Raw genomic sequence first — 26,090 nt, 5'->3', positions numbered from 1 at the left:
TATGGCAAAACCTCTCTTAAGATTTTAAGAGAGGATTTGTCCGTTTGTCATATATTAATACTAATATTATTCATATATTAATATTATTTATTTTGTAATTGTTGTCCTGTATAGTTCCATTCAAATTCAACAGTTTGTTTTTCATAATATTTTGAAGCAGCAGCTTTTCCACCATCTTTAATTGCAGGAACACCTGTTTCTTCATCAGTGTGTAATAAGTAATCAGCTGAAGGTTGAATTTCGATAACTAATTTATACTTACCAACTTTAAGAACATTCTTTTTGATATTTGTTCCATAATGAGCACCATCATCAGCGTTCATTGGCATCATTGATCCTGAAGTAACTTCTTTTCCATCAGTTGATAATACTTTATAATTTACTGTTAAATATGCAGGCCAAATATCTTTTCCACTACCGAAACCATATTTTTTACCGGCTTCTTTAGTCAAATGAATGTCAGCTTCCAAGTGCATATCTGATTCTGCAGCACTAGGTTGTCTTCCTTCAGGAATCATATCAACTCCTTGAAAATAAACTGTAGCAACTTGGAAAGGACCTACAATTTTTTCTTCTCCGATTTTTATTTCTTCAAATCCTGATTCACCTGGTTTTTCAGCATCTTCAGCTTTTTCATCTTCGGCTCCAGCTTCTTTTAATTTGTCATTTAACTCAGCAATCTTTTTATCTTTTTCTTCAATTGATTTTTGTAATTCATTTATTTTTGCTGTGTCATTTTTTTGACAGCCAACTAAACCTACTGACGCTAATAATGCTAATGTTACAACCATTTTTGATTTTTTCATAAAATAAATCCTCCTAATTTTTTAACTTTAATAAAATAGAAATTTAACTTTCCTTTTTTATTTTTCTTAATTTTAAATAGTGACCTAACAATATCCAAACAGTAATTATTACCAACATAACTTGTGGAATTAAAGTTTCGGCTCTATCATAAATATTCAAAATTGGAATACTCCAACCTTGCATTGCAGGTATAACTGTTGAACCAGAAATAACTCCGGCTTCAGTTAACTCAATAACTCCTTTTCCCATAAACGAGATACACATTAGATATAATAATATACTTGTAAACAAGAAAAATGGTTTAAGCGGTAATTTAACTGATGTGAATCTAAAAAGTAAAAATATTATAACCAAAACAACAGAGGCTGCAACAAGTCCTCCCATTGGATACAAAATCTTACCTCCACCCGAAAATGAGGCCTTATAAAATAAAATAAGCTCTGCTCCTTCTCTTAGTACAGCTAAAAAAGCAGCAAAAACCAAAGTCCACTTACTTCTGTTATCTATTGATTTTTGAACTTTAGATTGAATATAATTTTCCCATGCTTCTTCTTCAGATTTAGATAAAATCCAGTTACTAACATAGAATAAAACAATAACCGCTAAAAACATAGTCCAGCCTTCAAGTAGTTCCTGTCCAACTCCTCCTAATAAATAGTTTATTATTATGGCTAAACCAAAACTACATACAACGGCAGCACCCATTCCCAAATAAACTGACTTACAAAGATGCTTATTCCCTGTTTTAACAAGATAAGCAATAATTGCAACACAAACAAGAATTGCTTCCAATCCCTCTCTAAGCATCAATCCGAATGATGTTAAAAAATCTTGGATATTTTTAGCTTTCTCATCTCCCTGTTTAATTTCAGTATCTCCAAATACAGCTTTACCTTCCGAATCTGGTGCATTTTTTGAAATTACTTTATCCAAAACAAGTGCATCTCTATAAACTTTCATATCAAGTTCATCTATTGATGCCTTAATTTTTTCAACAGAATCACTTGTATTTCCTAAAAAAGTATGCTTAATTTCTCTAAATGCCGCCTCAATTTCATTTACTCTACTATTAGAAATTGCAACCATAACATTTTTTTCAAAACCTTGAACTTCATAATAATCAAAATATGCAGAATCCATTGCCTTGTAAGCACTTTTGAAATCTTTTTTATCAGCATACTCCTTCGCTTCTGTAAATTTTTTGTGCATATCTTTAGCAACTTCTTGCCAATTAGAATACTTTTTCTTTTCTACTTTGGCATCAACATTACCAACGTTGCATACAAATAAAACACTACAAAATATTAGAAAAAAAGAAAATAATTTTTTTATAACTTAGCACCTCCCTAAAAACAATAATATATGATAAAGATAATACATATCACATAGTGAACAAAAAAGTTAAGCACCAATTATACATAATCAATGCTTTAAATTAAATATTAAATTTATCAAATATATATTAACATATTTGTAAAAAAATTTCAATGAATTAATAAAATTTTTTATTGTTAATTTTAAAAATTTTTTAACTGATTTTAACATACAAACATAGTATATAATTGAACATACAGAACTTGAGATTATAATTTTAATAAGAAAATCTCCCTCATACAATGCTTTATATCGAGTATAGATATTGAGATGTTTTACAACAAAAAAAGACTATTGTAATTTAACTTTACAATAGTCTAAATTTTTATCTTTGTCTTTTTTTGGTTATTAAACATTTTCTAATTCTAAGAACCGTATATAACATATAAATAACAGTATATAACACTATTGACAGCATATGTTTTTCAGGTTTATGCATAAACAAAACCATCAAGTGAACATATATCAAGTAAAAAAACGGATATGCTAATTTTTGTAAATTTTTCCAATTTTTAGCTTTCATTTTCTTTCTTACACACTTGAATGAAGTTATCATAAGCGGAATCATCATAGCTATAAGAATTAAACTTATTATTGTTGCCGTTTTAGTATATACATTCATTTTTGATGCATTTGTAAAAAATTCTACAAAGTATCTTATCCCAAAAGCCACATTATGACAAAGTGCAGCAAAACAACCGATAATCGACATTTCACCTCTTATACTCATAAGTTTTCGTGTATATTTGTTATGAGTTGTAATAACTCCTAGAAACATTACTATCATAAATGTTACTGTTGAAAATATACCTCTTTGAAAAATATCCATGACATATCTTGTAAACCAAATCGGCATATTTTTATAAAACTTTGTTTGATAATACAATACGACCGGAATTATTAATACATAAGTTGCCATATAAAACAACACTGGATATTTTTTTATAATATCTGCAAATAAAATGTAAAATAATGTTATTGCAATTAATCCTACTATTAAATTCATCTAATCTTCCTTTTCATTGGTTTTTAAATTTTGTTTTTCTGATGAGTCATAAGATAATTTTCCTCCACTATCCGAATCTTTTCTTTGCACTTTATCTTTAGTTGTATTTTCAGATTCAATAGTTTTATTTTTTTCAGAAGTATTATTTAGGTTATCAACATTTTTAATTTCTTTTTTTGAGTCCATAACTTTTTCTGTTTTATTAGAGTCATCTGCTTTTTTAGAATTTTTCTCATCTTTAATTTCTACAATATTTTTTTTAGATTCTTTCCATTCATCAATATTTGTTATTTTTATATTGAAAATTTCTACCAATTTCTTTCCGCTTTCATAATTATTTTTTTGAATTAGATTTTCGCAATATGCTCCAACTGATAATTTTTTATTCTTAATCAGTGAACTTATAATACTGTCATTTTCTATTTCTTTCTTTGAATCTAATTCTACAACTTTAATTCCAAACAAATGAAAATCTGAATAAGGTATATTTAAAATAGGTGTTCCGGTAGTTGCCCAATCAGATTCATTTTCCAGTTTGTTGGAAATAAATAATGTTACTTTTAAATCATTTAAATTAAACTTATCTTCTAATTTATACTGCGTCTTATTTGATGTTAATTTAAATATTTTATACACAGGATACGGAACAATTTTTACTGATATTTCAAGTTCAAGTTTAGAACCGTCATTAAAGCTTAATTTTATCTTGCCTTTTTGATCTCCAAGCTTTGATCTATCCGGTTCTTTTAACACTTCGATACGTGAAATATTAGCAGAACGAGATTTCAATTTTAAATCTCTATTTATAGCAAAGTCTGAAAATGCACCCCATTTAACGGTTTCTGCAAAATTTTTCATATTTCCATATTTAGGGTCTTTTACAACTACATTTACTATTTCATTTTTTATTTCAGGATACAAAATCTTAAATTCTTCTGCTTTGTTTGGAGCAGTATCTTTTACTATAACATTAATTGAAATATCCTTTGTACTCTTATCAGTAAATTCAAGCCTTACTTTCATTAAAGTACCTGCCTCATTTACTTCACTTACATTTGCCTTTTCAATAATTTCAATTTTAGTACCTTCCGGTAAGTCATTAAGGTGATTTTTTAAATGACTTAATTCTACTTCTTTACCTTTAATTGTAATCAAATCTTTTGGCTTGTAAACATATTTATCTGCCATAGAAATAACTTTTTCTTTTACAATAACATCTATTTCTATCTCTTTTTCACTACCATCATCAAATTTAAGTTTAATTAAAAGCTTTTGCGGTACTGTTTCATTTACTTTATTTACATCTACCGGTCTTAAAACTGAAATTTCAGTTCCATCTGGTAAATCTTTAAGAACACCTCTTATTTTACTTTCTGTTATTTCTGTTCCTTTTGATATAGTCAAAGTTTCAGGTGTTTCCTTGTATAAAAATGCTTTAGGAATCTTTCCTTCAACTTTTGTTTTGATACGGAAAGTATTATTGAATAACACACCTTTATACTTTTCAATAACGTCTAATGTATATTCTCCACTAACAAAATCCGCGATTAAAGTCTTATTTTGTGCTTGTCTTAATGGAATTTCAATTTCTTCAGAAGACTTTTTGTCTTTAGCAATTATTTTAAACTCAATTTCTTTGTTATTAAGTTTTTCGGCAACCTCTTTTGAAACAGTTAGATTTTGAATAAAGTCTGTTGTATTATAGCCTTTAGTATCATACCACTCAGAACCATCTTTAGCTTTTATCTTAATTCCGAAAATTTCAAAATTCTTAGTCGTGCTTTTAGATATAAGAATAGTGTTTAAAAATTTAAAACTTCTACTTTCTTCATGAACTACTTTGAGCCTCAATCCGTCCGTCACACTATAGCCTAAGTTTTCTTTATTCAAAACTAATCCATCTTTAAGCTCTTTATTATACTCATCAACTACTTTTAACCCATATTTGCCAAAATCAGGATATGAAACTGTAATTTTCTGATTATTTTTTTTATATATAGTAACTTTTAAATCTTTTAAATCAAGCTTATCGCCTTCTTTATAAGAAGTTTTAAAGTTACTATCATCAACTCTCATATCATAAAAATCAAAGTTTTTAGCTTTTAATAATGCATTTTTAATAGATGTAGCGGTTCCGGTTGCAGTGAAAGTAGCACCACTTACTGCATCATAATCACTACTGTCATAACCCAGTTCTTCACTAACATATATTTTTAGCAATAAAAATATTCTGTCATGAATATTTCTTTCTCCTTTTAAATGTGACTCATCTATACTAAGCCCCCATTTACCAAAATTATGTTTTCCAATTACTTTATCCAATGCCGCTCTATAGACTTCCAGCGTCTGTTCTTTTCCACGTGCTTCTTCCATAACCTTGCTAGTTGCGTCTCTTAAAACTTCAAATTTATATATCAAGGATTCAAATTTTTGCATGTTTTTAATTCTATCAATTATAGTATAAAATTTTTCTTGGAATATTCCGCCATCATCTACATTTCCGGGTGATGTTACGCCCTTTAATCTGTTCAATTCTTCTTTAACAAGCTCTACATTTTCAATTTTATTGTTCTTGATAGTGACTTTTACAGGTATAGGTTTATTAGAAACAAATCCATAACTGTCGCCATAATAAACTCCGTCAGGATAATTTACATTTTTATCAAGATTTTTAACTTCTTCTGCTGATAAAAATTTATAACTTCCATCCACTTTAGAATTTACCAATACAGGAATTTCCACAATCTTTTTACTGTTATCCTTGAATACAAGTTCAACTACAATTTTCGTTTTGCCTTCAGAACTTGTATCTGCATTATTTTTTATATTAATTTGTACATCTTCGGGTAACTTTTCTAATGCATCTCGTATCTTTTGTAATCCAATAGTTTCCCCCACATTTGCAATTATAGTCTTAGGAGAATAAATATATTTATCAGCATCACTTCCATTAGAATCAACCGCTTTTTCTAAAGCATTAACAACAGCATTTATAAAACCTTTTGATGATGTTGTAGCTCCTGAAATTGTATCTATATTTGTAGATTGATTTGAAATAATCCTTTCTCCTAATATACCTGCTTTTTTATTATCAAAATATGATTCATCATCATCATTTTTGGTTAATTCTATTTTTGCTATTTTACCATCTTTAACCGTTACTTTAACTTCAATTGAATTTGTATAATATCCATTTGACTTTCCAAAATAAACACCATCCTTTAAACCTTTAAAATATTTCTTTATCTGTTCAATTTCACGTCTATTTTGTCTTGGAATATTTTGTTCCGTTTCATCAGGCGAATTGATATCCAAACTGTTATTACCATTACTTGCCTTTCTTAAAGCATCTTTTACAGCATTTAATATTCCTCTACTTGAAACTGTTGCTCCTGACACTGTATCAATATTGGTGCTTCCGCTTATAACCTTATTAAGCACACTGGATGCCCAAGTAAAATATGGATAATCATCACTGTGACTTATAACTCTCGCATCATAAATTACTCCATTTTTTATAGAAATAGAAACTTTGATTGGTCCGTTATATCCACGTCCAACGCCAATAAATGTACCATCTTTAAGATTATTTCTATTAAATCCGACTTTACCGGCAACAGCTGAAGACTGTTTTGCTAATAATTTTGCTTTTTCTTTATCTCTTAATTCTTCATTTTCCTTTTCAAGACCTTCAGCTACATCACTTGTTTTTGCACCGGCTTGAACAAGTGCTTTATAAACAGCTACTTTAATTGCATCAGAAGTAACCGTAGCGCCGGAAATTGAATCAACATTAAAAGTATTTTTTTCTACAATAGTTTGTAAAATTTTCTTTGCCATTTCATAGTATTCAGGCGTTTCATTATGTGAAAGCACTTCAACTGAAAAAATTTTGCCTTCTTTAATTACAACTTTTACTGTTATAGGACCTTCATACCCTTCAGCACTGGCAGTATATTCTCCATCTTTCAATTCATTTGGAGCCTTTGCACTGTCAAGTTTTGCAGTTTCGTTTATCCTATGTTTTTGTCTATCAGAATAAACACTATTGTAAACAGTGTAACCTATTCCTGCCGTTGTAATACAAAAAACAAATAAACCGGCAATAATACTATTTTTTTTCATAAATTCCTCCTGCATTTATTTTGTTAAATTTATAAATTTGTCACTTATTTATAAATATAACAATACGTATTATCAATTCTACTAAAATTAATATTTTTTTTCAACTAAAATTACTGATTTTAATATTAAAATTTCTTATCATTATTCTATAATTAAATATAATAAGTAACTAATTGCATATTTTACTATATTATTTTTAAAAAATTTTTTAAAAGATTTCTATATTTTTTTATATTTTTAAAAATATTTATCATATTCAAATATTATTAGATGAATTTATACCTAATTTAGTGTACTTTTTTATATATAAAAAATTTTTATTAAAAATATTAAGTTTTTATCATTTTACTAATGGCATTTTTATAAATTTATTAACTATAATTGTATTCCATTTATTATATCCTCAAATGATAATCTCATATAATTTATTTTTTTACAATAAAAAAGTCAGGGAGTGATTTTTTAAAATTCACTCCCCAACTTTGTTACTGAATCTATTTTTTTGAAATTATTTCTTCCATATACATTGCTTTTGCAGATAGATGTGCGTATTTATTATCTACAAATTTTACAATTAAAAATGCAAAAAACATCGTAAATAAACCAATGCCAAATCCAATCAAATCAATTCCCTTTAAATTGGGGAAAGCAATATTGACTAATAATATTGAGAGGATAAACATTAAAATAGGAAAACCATATAAGAAAATTGAATATTTTAATACAACACTACTATCAACTCCTATTTTTACATAATCCCCAACCGAAACATCTAATGTTTTTTTCATAACTATATGCATAGTCGGAGTTGGACATCCTCCACAAGTTTTACAAGTTCCCTTACAACCACTTATCCTTGAAATCAAAACTTTGCATTTATCTTCAGGTAAAATTTTTGTTATATATCCTACTTGTTCCATAATATCAAATCCTTTACTACTTCTGATGTAATAATAAGTCCCATAGTTGAAGGAATAAAACTTATACTAGAAGGAGATGATTTTCTTCTCTCATAAGATTCAATTACTTCTCCACTAGAAGTTTCATCAGAGCACACACATTTTAATTTTTTTATTCCAAGTTTCTTTAATTCTCTTCTCATTACTCTTGCAAGCGGACAGCCTGATGTTTTATAAATGTCTACTACTTTAAATCTTGTAGGATCCAATTTGTTACCGGCTCCCATTGCACTAATTACATTTATATTATTTTCATAACAACATTTTATCAGATAAATTTTTGAAGTAATAATATCTATCGCATCTACAACATAATCATAATATTTCAAATTAAAGTTTTCGACATTATTTTTATCTAGCTTTTTTTTAAATGTATTTACTTTTATATCGGGATTGATAAGTTCTATTCTCTTTTTCATTTCATCAACTTTGTATTTTCCGATATTATTTGACATTGCGTGAATTTGCCTATTTATATTAGTTATATCAATAGTATCAAAATCCACGAGTGAAATTTCGCCTATTCCGCATCTACAAAGAGATTCAACCGTAAAACTTCCAACTCCACCAATTCCAAATACGATAACTTTAGAATTTTTTAAAATATTAAGTGAATCCTTCCCTATTAGACTTTCAGTTCTTGAATAAATATTATTTTCCAATTTTTAAATTTAACTCCTCAAGTTGTGCCTCTGATACAATACATGGTGCATCTGTTAATAAATCAGATGCTGATTGTGTCTTTGGAAATGCTATTACATCCTTTATATTGTTTGTACCCGCTAACAGCATAATCAATCTATCAAGTCCAAATGCAAGACCTCCATGTGGTGGTGTTCCATATTTTAAAGCTTCCAGTAAAAATCCAAATTTTATTTCAGTTTCCTCTTTAGTAAGTCCTAAAGCTTTAAACATTCTATTTTGTAAATCAGAATTGTTAATTCTAATTGAACCTCCACCTAGTTCATCTCCGTTTATTACAATGTCGTATGCTTTTGCATAAACTTTTTCGGGATTGCTTTCTAAGTATTTAATATCTTCATCTTTCGGATGAGTAAAAGGATGATGTTTTGAAACATATCTTTTTTCTTCTTCGTCATATTCAAAAAGTGGAAAATCTACAATCCAGCATAAGTTATATTCATTAGGATTTAATAAATTCATTTCTTTTGCAATAACACATCTTAAAGCTCCTAGTGAATTTAAAACAATATCATTTTTATCTGCAAGTATTAAAATCAAATCATCATCTTTAGCTTCCACTTTTGTTTTTATATTAGAGATAATTTCTTTATTTAAAAACTTTGAAATAGAAGATGTAACTTCTCCATCAGTTATTTTTATCCAGAATAAATTTTTTGCACCATAATCTCTAATTGAATCAATTAATTTATCAATTTTCTTTCTAGTATATTCCTTTGAATATTTTCCGATTGAAATTGCTCTTACACTCCCACCAGAAGCAATTGCATTTTTAAATAAATCAAATTCAACACCCTTAACACAATCTGTAATATTTCTAATTTCAAAACCAAAACGCAAATCCGGTTTATCACTTCCATATTTTTCCATTGCATCATCATATTTCATTCTTTTTATAGGTAATTCAATATCAATTCCTTTAATTTCTTTAAATAATTTTTTTAACATTCTTTCATTTACATCAATAACATCTTCAACATCAACGAAACTCATTTCAAGGTCAACTTGAGTAAATTCAGGTTGTCTATTAGCTCTTAAATCCTCATCTCTAAAGCATTTAACTATCTGAAAATATCTATCCATTCCTGAAATCATTAAAAGTTGTTTCATAATTTGTGGAGATTGTGGAAGAGCATAAAAATTTCCCGGATTTACTCTAGATGGTACGAGATAATCTCTTGCTCCCTCTGGTGTAGGTTTATTAAGATATGGAGTTTCTATTTCCACAAAATTATTTTCAGTGTAAAAATCTCTGATAACCTTACATACTTTAGCTCTTAATTTTAAATTATTTTGTAAACTTTCTTTTCTTAAATCCAAAAATCTATATTTTAATCTTAGACTTTCAGAAACATTATCGTCATCTTTAATATAAATTGGAGGTGTTTGTGAAGTATCTAAAATCACAAGTTCACTTACTTCAACTTCAATATCACCAGTAGGTATTTTTGGATTTTTACTTTCCCTTTCAGAAACAATTCCTTTAACAGCCAAAACAAATTCAGATCTTATCTCTTTAGCGCTATTAAATATAGTTTCTCCTAAAGTATCTCTCACAACTATTTGTGAAATTCCTGTTGTATCTCTCAAATCCATAAAAATTAATGAACCCAAATTTCTTTCTTTAGCAACCCAGCCCATCAAAATTACTTCTTTACCAATATCCTCTTTTCTTAAATTTCCACACATATGTGTTCTTCTTAAATTTCCCATTTGTGCCATATTTTCCTCCTTATAAAAAAATCCCTGCAAAAATGCAGGGACGAATTAAATCCGCGGTACCACCCTAATTATAGGTATCTCTCTTTAATATAACAGCTCCAGATTGTCCCATTTTGTATTAATTAGTAACTTTCACCAAATATTACCTCTCTAAAAATCTTAACAAAACTTTTTTCCTTCATCGCTTACTATTTTAATTTTTATTAATTATAACAACAAAACAAAAAAAAGTCAATAAAATTAAATATAAACATTTTATAACTAAAAATATAAAAGGAGCAAATAATAAATTATTAACTCCTTAATTTTTAAATATTTTTTTCTTTTACTCAATAGATTTATCTTCTTTTACAACATCTTCGCTGTCATCTTCAACGTCATCTTCAGCATCATCTCCAAAGTCATCGTCTTCAATAACTTCTTCACTTTCTTCTGCGTCATTATCTATAAGTTCAACATCATTTTTGTTTTTACCAACTAAATATCCAAATCCACCTATTAAAACAAATGCACATGCTATAACCGGATATATCCAAAATGAAAACTTATTAGTTATTTTAGGATATATCTTTAAAAAGTTTTTAAAAACTTCAAAAAACGGGAAGTGATAGCGATTAGCTATATTAATGGATGTTACAATTACCTCTGCTAAAATCATTGATGCACATGAAACTATAATTGATATAACAACTCCCAATTTTGTTAATTTTCTTGAAAATAAAGTATACATAAAAATTGCACAATATAGAGCAACAAATCCTGACCATGAACTGAACACTCTTAACATAGCCACTCCTACATATAGTGCTACTCCTGCTAAACTACCAATTATTGCACCAATCGTTCCAAATAAAGCATTTCCTTTTTTCATAATTTCTCCTTTCATAAATTATTTATATTTTTAATTTTTTTAAAATAACCTTTAAAATATCCAATGCTTGTCTAGTTCTAAGTAAAATAGAACTTACTGCATAAATTATTACGGCAAAAATAATTGATATAATTAAACTAAAATTACCAGAAAATTTTAGATGTAATAAATAGAATATAATTCTTGAACCTATAGCCATCAAAAGTCCGGAAATTAACATCTTATATACATTTTTAATCATAACTCTACATTTTATTTTTCCAATTTTCTTTTCCAATTTCATATAGAGGTTAAACGCTCCAAAAAATGATGCTATTGTTGAACCTAAAGCCAACCCGTTAAGTCCCATAAATTTTGATAAAATTATAGATGCAACTACATTTAAAACAACCATCTGAATTGAATTTATTAAAGGAATTTTTGTTAATTTTAATGCATAAAAAGAAGATGATAAGACATCCCTAATTCCGAGTCCAATCAATCCAGAAGCATAATAGAATAATGCTCCTGAAACCAATATAACATCACTTTCGTCAAATTTTCCTCTCTTATATATTAAAGTTACAATTTCCTTTGAAAAAAGCATGATTCCTATGGTTGAAGGAATAACTAAATACAAAATTGTAGAAATAGTTTTAGTTATCTGAACTTTAAATTTTATAGTGGATTCTATTGCAAGTCTACTTAATGTAGGATAAATTGCAGTAGTTATTGAAACAATCATTATTCCCCAAACGAACTCATAAAGTCTTAATGAATAAGTTAAAACTGAAATACCTTTAACAGAAATAAATGATGCTAAATTTTGATCTATAAGTATATTAATCTGATTTACTGCCACCCCAAAAATAATTGGAAGTGCTAAAATCAGCATTCTTTTAATATTTTCATCTTTAAAATTTACAATAAATCTGTGTTTATATCCTGTGTTTCTAATTGCAGGAATGTATGGAATATATTGAAAAATCGTCGCAGCAGCAACCCCTATAGGCGCTAATATTGGATTTATCTTATAACTTACAATTAAAAATAATATTATAATAATATTATATAGAAATCCTGTTGATCCCGGAACTACAAAATTCCCTTTTATATTTAAGTATCCTTTTAAAATAGAATTTAAAAGTTGAGCAAACATTCCAAGTATAGTAATTCTTGTAAATCTAACAGATAATTCAAAAATTTCACCGGAATATCCCATTGCAAAAATAAATACAATTTGTCTTGCAAAAATATAAGCTAAAATAGTTGCAAAAATTGCTATTATAAAAATTATATTCAAAATATTATTTGTAAATTTGTCAGACTCGTTTCTTCCTTTTTTATTTTCTAAAGAAGTATATGTCGGAATAAAATTTGTAGAAAGCCCCGACATTACAAAGCCTAAAATTGTATAAGGAACCAAAAATGAAATTTGAAATGCTGTTGCTATTTCTCCGGTTCCATAAAAATAGGATAACAATATTTCTCTAAAAAATCCCAAAATTTTAGATAAAATATTTATAACCATAAGTAAAAAAGCGGTATAACCCATAAAATTCTCCTATCATAAAAAAGGTCAAAAACATAAGTTTTTGACTTTAGTTTTTATATCTACTTGTTACTTTATCATTAAGCCCATACCATATAAATATTCTTGAAGTTTTGTTTAAATGTTCCATAAAAATTTTATTTATATGATTATAAAGTTCTTCCAGTTCTTTCTTTGTCAAAAATTTTTCTTTTTGCAGAACATAATAACTATTGCCTTTAAATTCCAATTTTAATTGTTTTACAATATAATTGTTAAGATTAAAAATATATTCTTTTATTACATTTTCAAAAAAGTCATTAGTTTTTTCTTCAAATTTTTTATTTAGATTGTAATAATCTATAACATTATTTATAAGCCTATTTCTAAATCTATAATCTTTAGAAGATAATTTTCTAACTATAAGTTTTTGTTTTCTACTAATCTTTAAATTAGGATAATTAACTAAAAAATAATTCTCTAATTCATTAGCAAAAACATTTGATTTTTTTCCATACATATAAGAATTAACCGCCAATACTATTTCTAGACGATTTATATCATCATACACAAGTTTTTGAACAGCACTCTTTATGTATTCTCTATCAGATCTATTTTTGTAAAAAATATCTAAACTCTTAGAAATTTTATTGAAAATTGCTTGTCTAAATCTTACATTAAACCCACGTTGTTCTATTGAAAGTGAGGAAATAAAAATATCAAAAGCTACTGAATCTTTTAAGTACAAAAAACTATACTCTAAAGCAAGTCTGGTATCTCTATCTAATAAAGTATTCATATTCCCCTCCCCCTATAAATTTTAATCTACTACATTCTATAAAGAATATAACCTATTTACACATAAAAACAACAACGTCATCACTTACATATCTTAAAAATTTTTTTAAAATTTCACTATGTTTAGAACTATAACTATTGGAAAGTCTTGTAACATCAACAGCAAGAGTGTTGAATTTATGTCTTTCAATTTCAACCAAAATATCAGAAAAAATCTCCTCTAAAAACTTTTCATCTTCTTCCTTTTCAATTTTTAGTGGAATTGAACAAAGAACAACATAAGTTGCTTTGAGATTAAATGCCGGAACTGTCTTAAACTCTCCGGTTGCTAATGAACTTATTTTACTAAAAACATCAAGTAATCTGTTTCCGGCTTTAGTGATAATTTCCATAGTATCCTCATTTGAAAAAGCATTATCAACAAAATAAACAATGCAGTCGGATTCAATATTGAAAATACTTTCGCTAACCACTCTAATGTCCATAACAAACCTCCAAAAGTATACGTAAAAAAATAGTACAATTATTATATATTTTTTTTTAGATTTAGTCAATAATTACAGGCATATAAAATTGATAATTTTCTGATTAATAAATTATTTTTCAATTAACCCAATGATATGATATAATAAAAGCAGTAAAAAATAATTATGTTATAGTAAAATTAGAAAATTTTTCAAAGGAGTATCTATGAAGACTTCAGGAATAATAGCTGAATACAATCCATTTCATTTAGGACATAAATATCAAATAGATAAAATAAAAAAAGAATTAAATACTAATATAATTTCAATAATGAGCGGAGATTTTGTTCAGCGTGGAGAATGTACAATCTTAGACAAATATACAAGAGCTAAAATTGCAATAAATAATGGAGTTGATCTTGTAATAGAACTTCCATTTTTTTTCAGTTTACAAAGTGCAGAAAATTTTGCAAAAGGTGGAATATCTATTCTAAACAAACTAAATATCATTGACTATCTTTGTTTTGGCTTTGAATGTGAAAAAAAAGAGGATATAATAGAAATTGCAAAATTTCAGCTTAAATATAAAGATGAAATAGAAGAATTTTTGAATTTTGAAATAAAACTTGGAAAAAGTTATGCAGTTGCATATAAAAATGCTTGTATAGAAATCAACAAAAAATATAAAGTTTTAGAAATACAAGATGACTTTTTTATTTCAAATAATATTCTATCAATTGAATATGTCAAAAACTTAATACTATCAAAATCTCAAATAACTCCATTTCCTATAAAAAGAAAAGGAAAAAATTATAATGATGAAGATTATAATTCACAGGATCAATTAAGTGCTTCAGCAATAAGAAAAGCAATTTATGAAAATAATTTTGAAAAAATTGAAAACTTTATAGATAAAAATACTTTTGACGAATTAAAAAATTCAGTAAAAAATAATATTTTACCTAATGAAAAAGTTATTTTAGAAATTTTAAAATACAATATTTTAATAAATCAAATAAATCCTGAAAATATTGTAAATTACGAAAATGGAATTTTAAATTTAATTAAGAAAAATATATATTCAGTAAACTCTATAGAAGAATTAACAGAAAAAATACAGAGTAAAAGATATAAAAAAGTTAGAATAAAAAGATTTATTTACAATTATCTATTAAATATAAATAATGAAATAAAGGAAATTTATTCAAAAGATATTGAATATATAACTGTTTTAGGCTTTAATAAAAAAGGACAAGAATTGCTTAAAGAAATTAAAAATAAAACTAATCTAGAAATTGTAACAACAAATAAAAGCACACAAAATCTATCGAATTTTCAAAAAAACAAATTTGAAATTGAACAAAATTCAAGAAAACTTTATAAGCTATTCACAAATAACAAAAACGAAACTGAGTTTATATCTTTTTTGCAAAAATAACTACCGAATTTTCGGTAGTTATTTTAAAATTACATAATATTAAATTTTCCGTCTTCCAAATTATAAAATATATAGTCTGATTTATTATCCAAATTGTCAACTATTGCTAAATCATGAGTTACAATAATTAATGTTTTTTCATCTTTTACAATATTCTTAATATAATTAATTGCCTTTGCTTTTAGTTTACTGCTTAAAGCACTCGTAGGTTCATCTAAAATTATAACTTCTGGGTCATTTACTATTGCTCTTGCAATAGCAACTCTTTGCTTTTCTCCCCCTGATAATGTTTTGACTTTTTGATTAAGTAATCTTACTATATCCAAATTTTCACAGACTTCATTTATTCTTTTCTTTCTTTCACTTCTTTTGTACTTTTTAGAATACATCAAAGGAATTACAATATTATCATAAGCTGTTTCATCCTCTAATAAATTATACTCTTGAAAGAAAAAACCGAACACTTCATTTCTTAGTCTTGCAATTTCTGTTGAAGACATTGAATTTATATCTTTATCTTCTATTTTATAGTCTCCTGAATAATTTTTATCAAGTAGTCCAAGAATTTTTAAAAAAGTAGTCTTTCCGGCTCCGTTTTCTCCAGTTATAATAATTTTTTCGCCCTTTTTTATATCTAAATTACACTCATTTAAAACAAGCAATTCAGATTTTTTATTTTCATTATACACTTTTCTTAAATTTTTTAAGCTAATCAATTTCTATTCACCTCCCATTAGAGTTGTACTTAAATCTTCTCTAATGAGCATATTTAAGATAACAAATTCTAATAACAAAACAAAAACAATATTTAACCCTATATTTAGAAAAAATATAATATCATAATTAAATCTATTCAGAAAATTAATTATCATAAAATTAAACACAGCCAATGACAGAACAAAAACTGAATTTCTAATAAATATACTTTTTTTGGTGGCACCACATATTATATGAATTTTATATTCTCTAAGTAATCTTTTATATAAATTTTTAATGAATATTCCAAAAGAAAGCAAAAAAGCCAACAAAAGCAAAAATACATAAAAATATATATACTTTAATATAAAATCTACATCTGTCATATTAACAGAATTAATATGCTTTTTAAAAACTATATCTGAGTTTAAAATCGCCTTTTCAAACTCCTCATCCAAACCATTTTTTAATTCTTTATCGGTAAATTTTGTACCTTCTATTAAATCTTTTAATTCAGCAGGATTTAACTTAAAATCGGATAATGAAGTCTCTTTTTTAGCCACTTCCAGAAAAACCAAATTATCGTCATCAATCTCAAGGTCAACACCGACTGTTTTGAATTTTATCTTATCTAATTCATCAGCTGAAACTACTTTTAAAGTTTTTTCCTTTTGCTTAAATAATTCTAAATCTTCCGAGTTTATTGCGAACAAAACCCTATTTTCGGAACTCTTTTGAAATTTTCCAATAAATATTTGGATAAAAATTCCCTTCTCTTCATTTACATACTCAGATACAAATTTTGTGTATCCACCTTTTTTTAATAATTTATCTACTCTATCTTCAACTTTTATAAAATCTTTCATTTCATAGGAAACGGGAATTGCAAAATAACTAACTTCAGTATCTTTCGATTCTTTTAGAGCCAAATTTAAAGCATAAGTAGAGAATGACAATATAACACTAATAGATAAGATTAACAATCCGAATAATATAAAAATTCTTGTATTTCGTTTTATGTCTCTAAACCCTAATTTTATATTATCTATAACCATAACATCACCTCATCATTCGCTTTGTCTTTTTTAATGTAAACGAAAATTTTGCCCAAGTTAAAACCATTGAAGTTATCGTTATAAATATCGGAATAGCTAAAAGTTCTGTAAATGATAAATATTTACATATATGATTCAAAAATATATACATAAATATTGAGGATATTAATCCCGCTATTACATTGAAAAGTAGATTTTGCTTTAAAAAGTTTTTTAACACCTCTTTAAATGTAGCCCCACATTCTAGACATACTCTAAAATATTTATTATATTTTGAAAGATAAACTACGAACACATAACAGAATAATAAATAAGTAGCTACTACTCCTTGCAATATAAATTTTGCATATCTATCACTCAGAGAATTAAATATATTGGTTATCAAAGGTTTTCTATTGTTAAATCTGTTAAATTCAACTTCATCATATCCTAAATTTTTTATTTTATCCTTAATTTCTTCCAAATGTTTAACATTATCCGAATCAATATAAATAGTGTCAAAGGAAGTTGAAGACAAGGCAAATAAATTAGCTACAACTCTCAGTCCATCTTTATATATAGTTGAATTTGGATCAAAAGTATTAATATATTCCATACCTTTTACTTCGGGAATATCAAAAAATGATGTTTCTTTTGTATGCCTAAAATTAGGAGATATTTCATCTATATTAATAGCTACTTTTTTCTTTTCTATATAGTCATCCATAGAAAAATATCTAAGCCTGCCTAATGCATTAAATTTAGTGGACTTATAATAATAATCCATAGTGGGATTATATAGACCTATCAGTCCATTTCGATTAGTTTCTGCTATAACCTTTATATCATCAAATTCAAGCAAAAAATCAAAATCATTTTTTTTATTGGAGTTATTCCCATTTGATTTTAGTTTTACAAAATTTTCACTCATATCATAATCAGGATAAATTAAATCTCTTCCTACAATATAATTTAATCCAAGAACCACAATACAATTTAAAACCAGTAATAGGAAGATTATATTTTTATTTTGACTTATCTTCATAGCTTTTACCTCTTAGTATAATTATTTTATACACTATTGAAGTTAATAATACCATATATTATTTAAATTGTCAACGCGTTTTACGATTAAAAAACAAAAGCCGATAAAAATAATATATTTGTTTTTATCAGCTTTTTACTAAATAAAATTCAATATTAAAGGAATTAAAATTACAGCTAAAATCCCTGAAATTGAAATTGAAACTGTAGCAATAGACCCTTCAATTTCTCCAATCTCCATTGCTTTTGCAGTTCCTAGAACATGACTACAAGAACCAAGCGCAACGCCCCTTGCGACTTTATTATCTATTTTAAAAATCTTAAAAATTAGTTCCCCTACGCTATAGCCTATAATTCCACATATAACTATAAATACCATAGAAATTTCCATAATTGCTCCAATTTTCTTTGATATTTCATAACCTATTGCAGATGTAACAGATTTTGGTAGCATAGAAAGTAAAATTTCTTTATTTATTCCAAAAATATTACATAATACAATTCCTGTAATAGCTCCAACCCCAATTCCAACTAAGCATCCAAGTAATATTGGAAGAAAATATTTTTTTATTATATCTAAATTTTTATATAATGGTACTGCCAGTACAACAGTTGCAGGAGCAACAAAAAAAGTTAATATATCCGCCCCTAGCTTATAATTAGTATATGGAATTTTAAAAATTAAAAGAACCAAAATAATTAAAACTGAAGATGTAACCATTGGGCTTAAAAATTTTAATCCTAGTTTTACTTGAATTTCATATCCTATAATAAATGTTATAATTGTTAGAAAAATTCCAAAAAGCGGACTGTTAATTATTAATTCCATTTTTTTCTCCTTTTACAAAAATTTTCACAAAAAAAGTTGTAGCAAAGGATGTAACAATCATAGATACAACTACACTTATAAACAAAATTAAAAATATTTGTAAAAATTTTCCGTTAAAATGATGGAATTTATCTATAACTCCAATTACTAACGGTGTCATAAACAATGTGATACTTTCTAGTAAAAACCCTGAAACTTTTTCTATTTTCTTTAACTCAATTACTTTAAAATATAATAATGCAACTAAAAGTAACATTGACAAAATTGTAGCTGGAATTGGAGATTTAAAAATAACCTCCAAAATAGTTCCAATAAATAAAAAAATTAAAATAATTAAGAATTCATAAATATGTTTAATACTAATCATCTCCTAAAATAATTTAAGGGTTATCTCTAACCCTTAAATTTCAAACTTATCATATTTTCCATATAATTCATCAAGATAAACCATAGCTAAAACAGTCGGACCTGTATGGCATCCTATTACTGCATCTACTCCGCTAATTAAAATATCGTCATTATTAAATTCACTCATCAATAATTCTTTTAACTCGTTTGCCTTATCTTCACAATCTCCATGAAAAATAACAAGAGTTTGTTTATCTAAAACATTTGATCTGTTACTAATTATATCTACAAGTTTCTTTTTAAATGCCTTATGACCTCTGACTTTATCAAAAAAATTAAGTTTCCCCTCATCTTTCGAAACATCTAATATAGGGCAGATATTTAATAAATTGCCTATTATAAATTTAGCTTTATTTAATCTTCCTCCTCTATAAAGATAAGTTAAATCATCAACAGTAAAAATGTAATTAATGTGTTTTTTATAAAAATCAATATATTTTAAAATTTCTTCTATACTTTCATTTTCTTCAATCATCTTTGCAATTTTTATTACAAGAATACCGTATCCAAAACTGGCACCTAAACTATCTATCACATGAATCTTTGCATTTGAAAATTCGTCTAATAAATCATTTTTTACCATATTAGCAGTATTGAAAGTTCCTGAAAGTCCAGAAGACAAAGAAATATAAATAATTTCATTTCCAGCTAAAATTTCTTCCTTAAAAGTATCATAAAAATCTTTATATGATACCTGAGAAGTTTTATAATTGATTCCCTTAGCCATATTTTCAAATAATTTATATTTATCTATATCGTAATTTAAAATATATTCATTTTCTCCATCAGTAACAACCATATTAAAAATTCGGATTTTATATTTTTTTGCAATTTCTACAGGAATATCTGCTCCCATATCAGAAAATAACTTTATCATATTTACCTCCATTTTTAAAAAACCTACCTAGTTTATATAATATACTATTTTTGAATTTTTTGCAAGAAAAAAATAGCTTTAAAATAAAACTATTTTTTAAAATCCAATGTTTAATTTGTTATTACTAAATCCACAGGTAAATCAAATTCATTTGTTGGAACTTTTTCCACTATTTGCTCTTTAAAAGCTAAAGATATCGTATATCCTTTAAAATCTTTTAAATACCTGTCATAATAGCCCCCACCAAATCCAATTCTATAATTATTTTTATCAAATCCTACTCCCGGAACTAATATTAAATCAATCTCGTCTTTTTTGATAATATTTTCTTCTATTTTAGGGGGAGTTTTTATACCATAATATCCTTCAACTAACTCATCCAAAGAATTTATTTTATAAAAAGTCATTTTTCTACTTTCTTTTTCACAAATAGGCGAACATACTATTTTTCCGTTTTTCAACAATTTTTCAATTATTGGATAAGTATTTATTTCCGTACCAAATGGAATTGTCAGTGCAATACAATTTGCATTTTTAAAATTTTCGTTTTCAAATAATTTTTTATATAAAATTTCTTCAAAACTTTTTCTATCTTTATCTGATATTTTTTTTAGTTTCTCTTGAATTTCTTTTCTTATAATTTTTTTATCCATTAATAATCACTCACTCCCAAAAGTTTACGAATCTCTCCTACAAAATACAAAGATCCAAATGCTGAAATAACATCATCTTTACTTGATATTTCAAATGCTTTATCTATTGCTTCTTGATAATTTTCAAAATTATAAACTTTTTTTTCAGTTAATGCTTCAATTTTTTCTTTTAATTCATAAGCTTCCATTGCTCTTTCAGAATCCGGTCTAACAGTCAAAAACACATCAAAACATGGAACAATTTTTTCGAGCATTTCATTATAATCTTTGTCTGCTAAAACGCCAAAAATGGCAATCTTTTTATTATTTTTGTAATAAAAATTCATATTTGAAACAAATTTTTCAATTCCATCAATATTATGAGCTCCATCCAAAATAAAATCCGGACTTTTTGAAACCAGTTCAAATCTGCAAGGCCAAGTAACTGTTGAAAATCCATTATATATACTTTCATTTGAAATATCAAAACCTATTTTTCTAAGCTCTAAAAGTAGCTCAAGAGAAATTGTAGCATTTTTAACTTGATGTGATCCAAGTAAATTTATTTTTAAATTTTTAAAATCTTTATAGTCAATAACTTGCCCTAATTTTTTATTTTCCAATACTTTAATTTTAGATAAATCATTTACTATAACTTTAGAATTCTTAGATTTTGCAACTCCCATTATATTATCCATAATTTCAGTACCTTGAGAATATAGAACTAGAGGAACACCATCTTTAATTATTCCTGCTTTTTCCAATGCTATTTCTTTTATTGTATTTCCCAAAAATTGTTGATGATCAAAACTTATAGATGTAATTAATGTAATTAAAGGTTTGTTTATTACATTTGTAGCATCAAGTCTTCCACCTAATCCTACTTCCATAATAGCAAAATCACAATTTTCTCTATAAAAATACAAAAATGCTAAAGCCGTTACAAGTTCAAAATCGGCTGGAAAAACTTCAAGAGTATTTGCAATTTTTCTTACCTCATTCATTAATTCTATTAATTTATCTTCTGGAATATTTTTATTATTTATTCTAATTCTTTCTTCAAAATTGTAAATAGAGGGAGAAGTAAACATCCCAACTTTATACCCTTGTGAAACTAAAACAGAATTTACAAAAGAAGTGCAGGAACCCTTACCATTGGTTCCTGCAATATGAATAATTTTTAATTTATCTTGTGGATTTCCTAATTTTTCCATAAGATTTTTTATATTTTGTAAACCTAATTTAACTCCACTGCAAACTTCTCCTCTGAGTTTTATCATTGCAGTTTCATAATTCATATTATTTTACCTTTTTTCTAGCAGCGATTAAACATTTTTCAGCTAAAACTGAAGTAGTTATTGATCCGATACCACCGGGTACAGGATTAATATAACTTGCAATTTCAGAAACTTCATCAAAATCAACATCGCCTGTTACCTTTCCGTTTTCATCATAATTTGTTCCAACGTCAACTACTATAGCCCCTTCTTTTACAAATTCTTTTGTAACAAAATGAGCTTTCCCAATAGCTGAAACTAAGACATCTGCATTTTTGCAAACTCCTTTTAAGTTTTGAGTTCTACTATGACATACAGTAACTGTTGCATTTTTTGCCAATAACAGCATTGCAACAGGTTTTCCGATTACATTGCTACGACCTAATACAACTGCATTTTTACCTGTTAAATCTAAATCATAAAATTCTAACATTTTTATAACAGCAGCAGCGGTACAAGGAATGAAACTATCTTCTTTCGGATAGAAAACTTCTCCAATATTATATGGACTTACTCCATCAATATCTTTTTTAGGATTAATTTTCATTCCAACCAAATCATCGTCAATATGTGCAGGTAATGGTCTTAAAAGTAAAAAACCATCAACACTATCATCATTTCCAATTTTTTCAAGTTCAGATATAAAATCAGCTTCAGTAATATCTTCTGGATAGTGAAATTGAACACATTCAATTCCTAAAGAAGATAAAACTTTAATTGCTGCATTTTCATAACCTATAGAATCACTTCTATCTCCAACTCTAATAAAACCACAAGTAGTAACTTTTCCTTTTTCTTTAAGTTCAGCAACTCCTGCTTTAATCTTTTCCTTTAAAGCAATTGCTACTTCTTTACCTTTCATTATTGTTGTCATAATAGTCTCCTTATTTTAAAAATCCATTAAATATTTCTTCAAACGCCTTGTTAGCAAGATTCGTTCCGTCTTTTAATAATTTCATAGATTTTTCATTTATCATCTTAATATTATCTTCATTTTTCATTGAAGAAGTGTTCGCAAAGACACTAAGACTTGCTCCTTTAAGAGCGGATTCTAAAAATACAGCTCCAGTTGCAACATCTCCAATAAGATTTTTATTCCCAATTCTAATAAGTCTATCTACTAAACAAAGTGCCTCATATGATTTTTCCATTATTTGTAAAGGAATCATAGCAGCATTATAAAGGTTTTCTTCTAATGCTTCTCTCTTTAATCTCTTTTCTTCGTCAGTATTTCTTGGCATCTTATAACATTGAGAAAGTGGATAAAAAGCATCTGCATCACCTTGAACTAATTCTTTTAAGTAAATAATTAATTCATTGTACTTTTTAATTTGTTCTTTAATTTCTTCTTCAACATCTTTAAATTTTTCATTACCAGTAGTATAAATTGCATCCATATTTAAAAGGGCAACTCCCAAAGCACCTACAAGAGCGGATGCCCCTCCGCCCCCCGGTACTGGTTGTTTATCTGATAATTCTTGAATAAATAAATTTATGGTTTTATCACACATTTTTTGTTCCATAAATTCCTCCTATTAGCTAGAATAATCCAATTATTTTTCCATCATCAGTTATGTCAATATTATTTGCAGCAGGAACTTTTGGTAATCCAGGCATAGTCATAATATCTCCACTATAAGCAACAGCAAATCCTGCACCTGCAGCAATTTTTATATTTTTGATATTTACCTTAAATCCTTCTGGTCTACCAACCTTATTCTTATCATCAGAGAATGAGTATTGTGTTTTCGCCATACAGATAGGAACATTTCTAAATCCTAATTCTTCAATAGTTTTAATTTTCTTTTTTACTCCTGGAGAGAATGTTATACCAGATCCTCCATAAACTTTTTGAACAATTTTATTTAATTTTTCTTCTAAAGAATCTTCAATATCATAAATTTGATTAATTGGTTTGTCATTTTCAGCAAGTCTTACAACTTCATGAGCAAGATCGATAGCACCTTCTCCACCTTTTGCCCAAACGTCTGAAAGAACTACATTAACGCCTAATTCTTTACACTTTGTTTCAATCAATTTGATTTCCGCATCAGTATCTAATGGGAATTTATTAATTGCAACTACACAAGGAATACCAAATAGATTTTGCATATTTTCAACATGCTTTAATAAGTTTGGAAGTCCTTTTTCCAATGCAACTAAATCTTCATTTCCTAATTCAGTCTTAGCAAGTCCACCGTGCATTTTTAATGCTCTTACAGTAGCAACAACTACGACTGCATTAGGATTTAAACCTGCAAATCTACATTTTATATCTAAGAATTTTTCAGCTCCTAAGTCAGCTCCAAAACCTGCTTCAGTAACAACATAATCAGAATATTTCAATGCTAATTTTGTAGCAATTATACTATTGCAACCATGTGCTATATTTGCAAAAGGTCCTCCATGAATAAATGCAGGAGTATGTTCTAATGTTTGAACAAGATTTGGTTTTATAGCATCTTTCAATAAAGCCGCCATAGCTCCTTGAGCATTCAAATCTTTTGCGGTTACTGGTTCACCTTTTCTATTATAAGCAACGATGATTTTTCCTAATTTTTCCTTTAAATCTTTTAAATCATTTGATAGACATAAAATAGCCATTACTTCTGAAGCAACTACTATTTCAAAACCATCTTCTCTTGGAACACCATTAGCTTTTCCGTTTAATCCATCTACAATGAAACGAAGTTGCCTATCGTTCATATCAACAACTCTTTTTAAAGTGATAGTTCTCGCATCAATATCTAATTCATTTCCGTGATTAATATGATTATCCAACATTGCAGCAAGTAAATTATTTGCCGCACCAATAGCATTAAAATCTCCTGTAAAATGTAAATTTATATCTTCCATAGGAACTACTTGAGCATATCCTCCACCTGCAGCTCCACCTTTAACTCCAAAAACCGGTCCTAAAGAAGGTTCTCTAAGTGCAAGAGATGTTCTTTTCCCTATTCTATTTAATCCGTCACCAAGTCCTACAACAGTTGTAGTTTTTCCTTCCCCTGCAGGAGTTGGAGTAATAGCAGTTACCAAAATTAATTTTCCATTTGGTCTATCTTTATAATCTTTCAATTCATGAATATTTAACTTTGCCTTATAATTTCCATAAAGCTCTATAGCTTCTTCCGGAAATCCTAAATAATCAGCTACTTCTTTGATAGGTTTCATTTTCGCTTCTTGAGCAATTTGCACATCTGTCTTCATAAAAATCCTCCTTTTTATTAACAAAACATTTATTAGGAATCGTTATTCCTTCTTTCAGTATACAATTTATTTAAGAATATGTCAATATCTTTTACTCTAAAAAGAATCCTATATCGATGTAAAATAAACTACATACTTAAATTATAAGATACCCTTATGAATAAATTGCAAAACACTCTTTTTTGTTTGTGCTTAGCAAAATAAATATTTTAACCATAGTTGGTAATTAAATTTATAATAACTAATTACAATTAACTCAAAATTTATCGTAAAAAAACTGCCGAATTTTTTATTACATATAATCCGG

At 27.0% G+C, this 26,090-nt stretch carries 23 protein-coding genes; 1 reads left to right on the top strand and 22 read right to left on the bottom strand.

What is annotated here, in order from left to right; genetic code table 11:
- Nucleotides 1–83: 83 nt before the first annotated feature.
- The 11 genes from VJI94_RS00790 to VJI94_RS00740 form a co-directional block, all read right to left on the bottom strand.
- Nucleotides 84–806 carry an iron transporter gene (locus tag VJI94_RS00790; protein ID WP_004833522.1) on the bottom strand — a complete coding sequence of 241 codons (723 nt, stop codon included), beginning with the start codon at nucleotides 804–806 and terminating at the stop codon, nucleotides 84–86.
- Between the two features lie 43 nt (nucleotides 807–849).
- Entirely contained in the window at nucleotides 850–2,016 is a 1,167-nt protein-coding gene (locus VJI94_RS00785) for an FTR1 family iron permease (RefSeq protein ID WP_004833523.1), read from the bottom strand.
- A 490-nt stretch (nucleotides 2,017–2,506) separates the two neighbouring features.
- Complete coding sequence (locus VJI94_RS00780; RefSeq protein ID WP_004833524.1) at nucleotides 2,507–3,187, bottom strand: ferric reductase-like transmembrane domain-containing protein; 681 nt, start codon at nucleotides 3,185–3,187, stop codon at nucleotides 2,507–2,509.
- Nucleotides 3,188–7,312, bottom strand: coding sequence for an FMN-binding protein (locus VJI94_RS00775; RefSeq protein WP_324007990.1), 4,125 nt, complete (start codon nucleotides 7,310–7,312; stop codon nucleotides 3,188–3,190).
- Between the two features lie 494 nt (nucleotides 7,313–7,806).
- The gene (locus VJI94_RS00770; protein WP_324007989.1) at nucleotides 7,807–8,232 is read right to left on the bottom strand and encodes a SoxR reducing system RseC family protein; all 426 of its coding nucleotides are present in this window, start codon (nucleotides 8,230–8,232) and stop codon (nucleotides 7,807–7,809) included.
- Nucleotides 8,220–8,933 carry a tRNA threonylcarbamoyladenosine dehydratase gene (locus tag VJI94_RS00765; protein WP_281703385.1) on the bottom strand — a complete coding sequence of 238 codons (714 nt, stop codon included), beginning with the start codon at nucleotides 8,931–8,933 and terminating at the stop codon, nucleotides 8,220–8,222. Before VJI94_RS00765 ends, VJI94_RS00770 begins: the two co-directional genes overlap by 13 nt.
- Complete coding sequence (gene aspS, locus VJI94_RS00760) at nucleotides 8,923–10,695, bottom strand: aspartate--tRNA ligase (protein WP_324007987.1); 1,773 nt, start codon at nucleotides 10,693–10,695, stop codon at nucleotides 8,923–8,925. Before aspS ends, VJI94_RS00765 begins: the two co-directional genes overlap by 11 nt.
- 325 nt (nucleotides 10,696–11,020) lie before the next feature.
- Nucleotides 11,021–11,566, bottom strand: a complete 546-nt coding sequence (locus tag VJI94_RS00755) for a hypothetical protein (RefSeq protein ID WP_041953788.1) — start codon at nucleotides 11,564–11,566, stop codon at nucleotides 11,021–11,023.
- A 22-nt stretch (nucleotides 11,567–11,588) separates the two neighbouring features.
- Nucleotides 11,589–13,100, bottom strand: coding sequence for a murein biosynthesis integral membrane protein MurJ (gene murJ, locus VJI94_RS00750; protein ID WP_041953787.1), 1,512 nt, complete (start codon nucleotides 13,098–13,100; stop codon nucleotides 11,589–11,591).
- A gap of 46 nt (nucleotides 13,101–13,146) precedes the next feature.
- Nucleotides 13,147–13,875 (bottom strand): hypothetical protein, encoded by a 729-nt coding sequence (locus VJI94_RS00745; RefSeq protein WP_004833532.1) that lies wholly within the window; start codon nucleotides 13,873–13,875, stop codon nucleotides 13,147–13,149.
- Between the two features lie 52 nt (nucleotides 13,876–13,927).
- Nucleotides 13,928–14,359 (bottom strand): macro domain-containing protein, encoded by a 432-nt coding sequence (locus VJI94_RS00740; RefSeq protein WP_324007986.1) that lies wholly within the window; start codon nucleotides 14,357–14,359, stop codon nucleotides 13,928–13,930.
- A gap of 205 nt (nucleotides 14,360–14,564) precedes the next feature.
- Between VJI94_RS00740 and VJI94_RS00735 the strand changes: the two genes are divergently transcribed.
- Nucleotides 14,565–15,776: a nucleotidyltransferase family protein gene (locus VJI94_RS00735; protein ID WP_324007984.1), complete on the top strand. Its 1,212-nt coding sequence runs from the start codon at nucleotides 14,565–14,567 to the stop codon at nucleotides 15,774–15,776.
- Between the two features lie 29 nt (nucleotides 15,777–15,805).
- On the opposite strand, the gene VJI94_RS00730 is transcribed toward VJI94_RS00735, so the two are convergent.
- From VJI94_RS00730 to VJI94_RS00680, 11 genes are all read right to left on the bottom strand, one after another.
- Nucleotides 15,806–16,492, bottom strand: a complete 687-nt coding sequence (locus VJI94_RS00730) for an ABC transporter ATP-binding protein (protein WP_150262912.1) — start codon at nucleotides 16,490–16,492, stop codon at nucleotides 15,806–15,808.
- A gap of 3 nt (nucleotides 16,493–16,495) precedes the next feature.
- Nucleotides 16,496–17,527: a hypothetical protein gene (locus tag VJI94_RS00725; RefSeq protein WP_150262911.1), complete on the bottom strand. Its 1,032-nt coding sequence runs from the start codon at nucleotides 17,525–17,527 to the stop codon at nucleotides 16,496–16,498.
- Nucleotides 17,528–17,531: 4 nt separating this feature from the next.
- Nucleotides 17,532–18,551, bottom strand: a complete 1,020-nt coding sequence (locus tag VJI94_RS00720; RefSeq protein ID WP_324007982.1) for a hypothetical protein — start codon at nucleotides 18,549–18,551, stop codon at nucleotides 17,532–17,534.
- Between the two features lie 138 nt (nucleotides 18,552–18,689).
- Nucleotides 18,690–19,379, bottom strand: a complete 690-nt coding sequence (locus tag VJI94_RS00715) for an LrgB family protein (RefSeq protein ID WP_324007981.1) — start codon at nucleotides 19,377–19,379, stop codon at nucleotides 18,690–18,692.
- Nucleotides 19,363–19,746 (bottom strand): CidA/LrgA family protein, encoded by a 384-nt coding sequence (locus VJI94_RS00710; protein WP_324007980.1) that lies wholly within the window; start codon nucleotides 19,744–19,746, stop codon nucleotides 19,363–19,365. Before VJI94_RS00710 ends, VJI94_RS00715 begins: the two co-directional genes overlap by 17 nt.
- A 33-nt stretch (nucleotides 19,747–19,779) precedes the next feature.
- Nucleotides 19,780–20,664 carry a DegV family protein gene (locus tag VJI94_RS00705; protein WP_040597123.1) on the bottom strand — a complete coding sequence of 295 codons (885 nt, stop codon included), beginning with the start codon at nucleotides 20,662–20,664 and terminating at the stop codon, nucleotides 19,780–19,782.
- A gap of 110 nt (nucleotides 20,665–20,774) precedes the next feature.
- Nucleotides 20,775–21,317, bottom strand: coding sequence for a 5-formyltetrahydrofolate cyclo-ligase (locus VJI94_RS00700; RefSeq protein WP_029948918.1), 543 nt, complete (start codon nucleotides 21,315–21,317; stop codon nucleotides 20,775–20,777).
- Entirely contained in the window at nucleotides 21,317–22,594 is a 1,278-nt protein-coding gene (locus VJI94_RS00695; RefSeq protein WP_324007979.1) for a folylpolyglutamate synthase/dihydrofolate synthase family protein, read from the bottom strand. Before VJI94_RS00695 ends, VJI94_RS00700 begins: the two co-directional genes overlap by 1 nt.
- 1 nt (nucleotide 22,595) lies before the next feature.
- Nucleotides 22,596–23,447, bottom strand: coding sequence for a bifunctional 5,10-methylenetetrahydrofolate dehydrogenase/5,10-methenyltetrahydrofolate cyclohydrolase (locus tag VJI94_RS00690; RefSeq protein ID WP_150262906.1), 852 nt, complete (start codon nucleotides 23,445–23,447; stop codon nucleotides 22,596–22,598).
- Between the two features lie 10 nt (nucleotides 23,448–23,457).
- Nucleotides 23,458–24,096 (bottom strand): cyclodeaminase/cyclohydrolase family protein, encoded by a 639-nt coding sequence (locus VJI94_RS00685; protein ID WP_324007978.1) that lies wholly within the window; start codon nucleotides 24,094–24,096, stop codon nucleotides 23,458–23,460.
- Between the two features lie 16 nt (nucleotides 24,097–24,112).
- Nucleotides 24,113–25,783 (bottom strand): formate--tetrahydrofolate ligase, encoded by a 1,671-nt coding sequence (locus VJI94_RS00680; RefSeq protein ID WP_150262905.1) that lies wholly within the window; start codon nucleotides 25,781–25,783, stop codon nucleotides 24,113–24,115.
- Nucleotides 25,784–26,090: the final 307 nt, after the last annotated feature.

Source organism: Parvimonas sp. D9 (assembly GCF_035282565.1).
In the GTDB taxonomy this organism is placed as follows: domain Bacteria; phylum Bacillota; class Clostridia; order Tissierellales; family Peptoniphilaceae; genus Parvimonas; species Parvimonas micra.
This window is presented reverse-complemented; position numbering and strand designations above follow the sequence as displayed.

Coding starts and splice junctions, on each gene's coding strand:
- VJI94_RS00685 (WP_324007978.1), bottom strand. CDS start 24,096: ATGGAACAAAAAATGTGTGATAAAACCATAAATTTATTTATTCAAGAA.
- VJI94_RS00680 (WP_150262905.1), bottom strand. CDS start 25,783: ATGAAGACAGATGTGCAAATTGCTCAAGAAGCGAAAATGAAACCTATC.
- VJI94_RS00790 (WP_004833522.1), bottom strand. CDS start 806: ATGAAAAAATCAAAAATGGTTGTAACATTAGCATTATTAGCGTCAGTA.
- VJI94_RS00700 (WP_029948918.1), bottom strand. CDS start 21,317: ATGGATAAAAAAATTATAAGAAAAGAAATTCAAGAGAAACTAAAAAAA.
- VJI94_RS00755 (WP_041953788.1), bottom strand. CDS start 11,566: ATGAAAAAAGGAAATGCTTTATTTGGAACGATTGGTGCAATAATTGGT.
- VJI94_RS00775 (WP_324007990.1), bottom strand. CDS start 7,312: ATGAAAAAAAATAGTATTATTGCCGGTTTATTTGTTTTTTGTATTACA.
- VJI94_RS00690 (WP_150262906.1), bottom strand. CDS start 23,447: ATGACAACAATAATGAAAGGTAAAGAAGTAGCAATTGCTTTAAAGGAA.
- VJI94_RS00770 (WP_324007989.1), bottom strand. CDS start 8,232: ATGGAACAAGTAGGATATATAACAAAAATTTTACCTGAAGATAAATGC.
- VJI94_RS00735 (WP_324007984.1), top strand. CDS start 14,565: ATGAAGACTTCAGGAATAATAGCTGAATACAATCCATTTCATTTAGGA.
- VJI94_RS00785 (WP_004833523.1), bottom strand. CDS start 2,016: ATGCACAAAAAATTTACAGAAGCGAAGGAGTATGCTGATAAAAAAGAT.
- VJI94_RS00740 (WP_324007986.1), bottom strand. CDS start 14,359: ATGGACATTAGAGTGGTTAGCGAAAGTATTTTCAATATTGAATCCGAC.
- VJI94_RS00780 (WP_004833524.1), bottom strand. CDS start 3,187: ATGAATTTAATAGTAGGATTAATTGCAATAACATTATTTTACATTTTA.
- VJI94_RS00715 (WP_324007981.1), bottom strand. CDS start 19,379: ATGGAATTAATAATTAACAGTCCGCTTTTTGGAATTTTTCTAACAATT.
- murJ (WP_041953787.1), bottom strand. CDS start 13,100: ATGGGTTATACCGCTTTTTTACTTATGGTTATAAATATTTTATCTAAA.
- VJI94_RS00720 (WP_324007982.1), bottom strand. CDS start 18,551: ATGAAGATAAGTCAAAATAAAAATATAATCTTCCTATTACTGGTTTTA.
- aspS (WP_324007987.1), bottom strand. CDS start 10,695: ATGGCACAAATGGGAAATTTAAGAAGAACACATATGTGTGGAAATTTA.
- VJI94_RS00705 (WP_040597123.1), bottom strand. CDS start 20,664: ATGATAAAGTTATTTTCTGATATGGGAGCAGATATTCCTGTAGAAATT.
- VJI94_RS00745 (WP_004833532.1), bottom strand. CDS start 13,875: ATGAATACTTTATTAGATAGAGATACCAGACTTGCTTTAGAGTATAGT.
- VJI94_RS00710 (WP_324007980.1), bottom strand. CDS start 19,746: ATGATTAGTATTAAACATATTTATGAATTCTTAATTATTTTAATTTTT.
- VJI94_RS00695 (WP_324007979.1), bottom strand. CDS start 22,594: ATGAATTATGAAACTGCAATGATAAAACTCAGAGGAGAAGTTTGCAGT.
- VJI94_RS00725 (WP_150262911.1), bottom strand. CDS start 17,527: ATGGTTATAGATAATATAAAATTAGGGTTTAGAGACATAAAACGAAAT.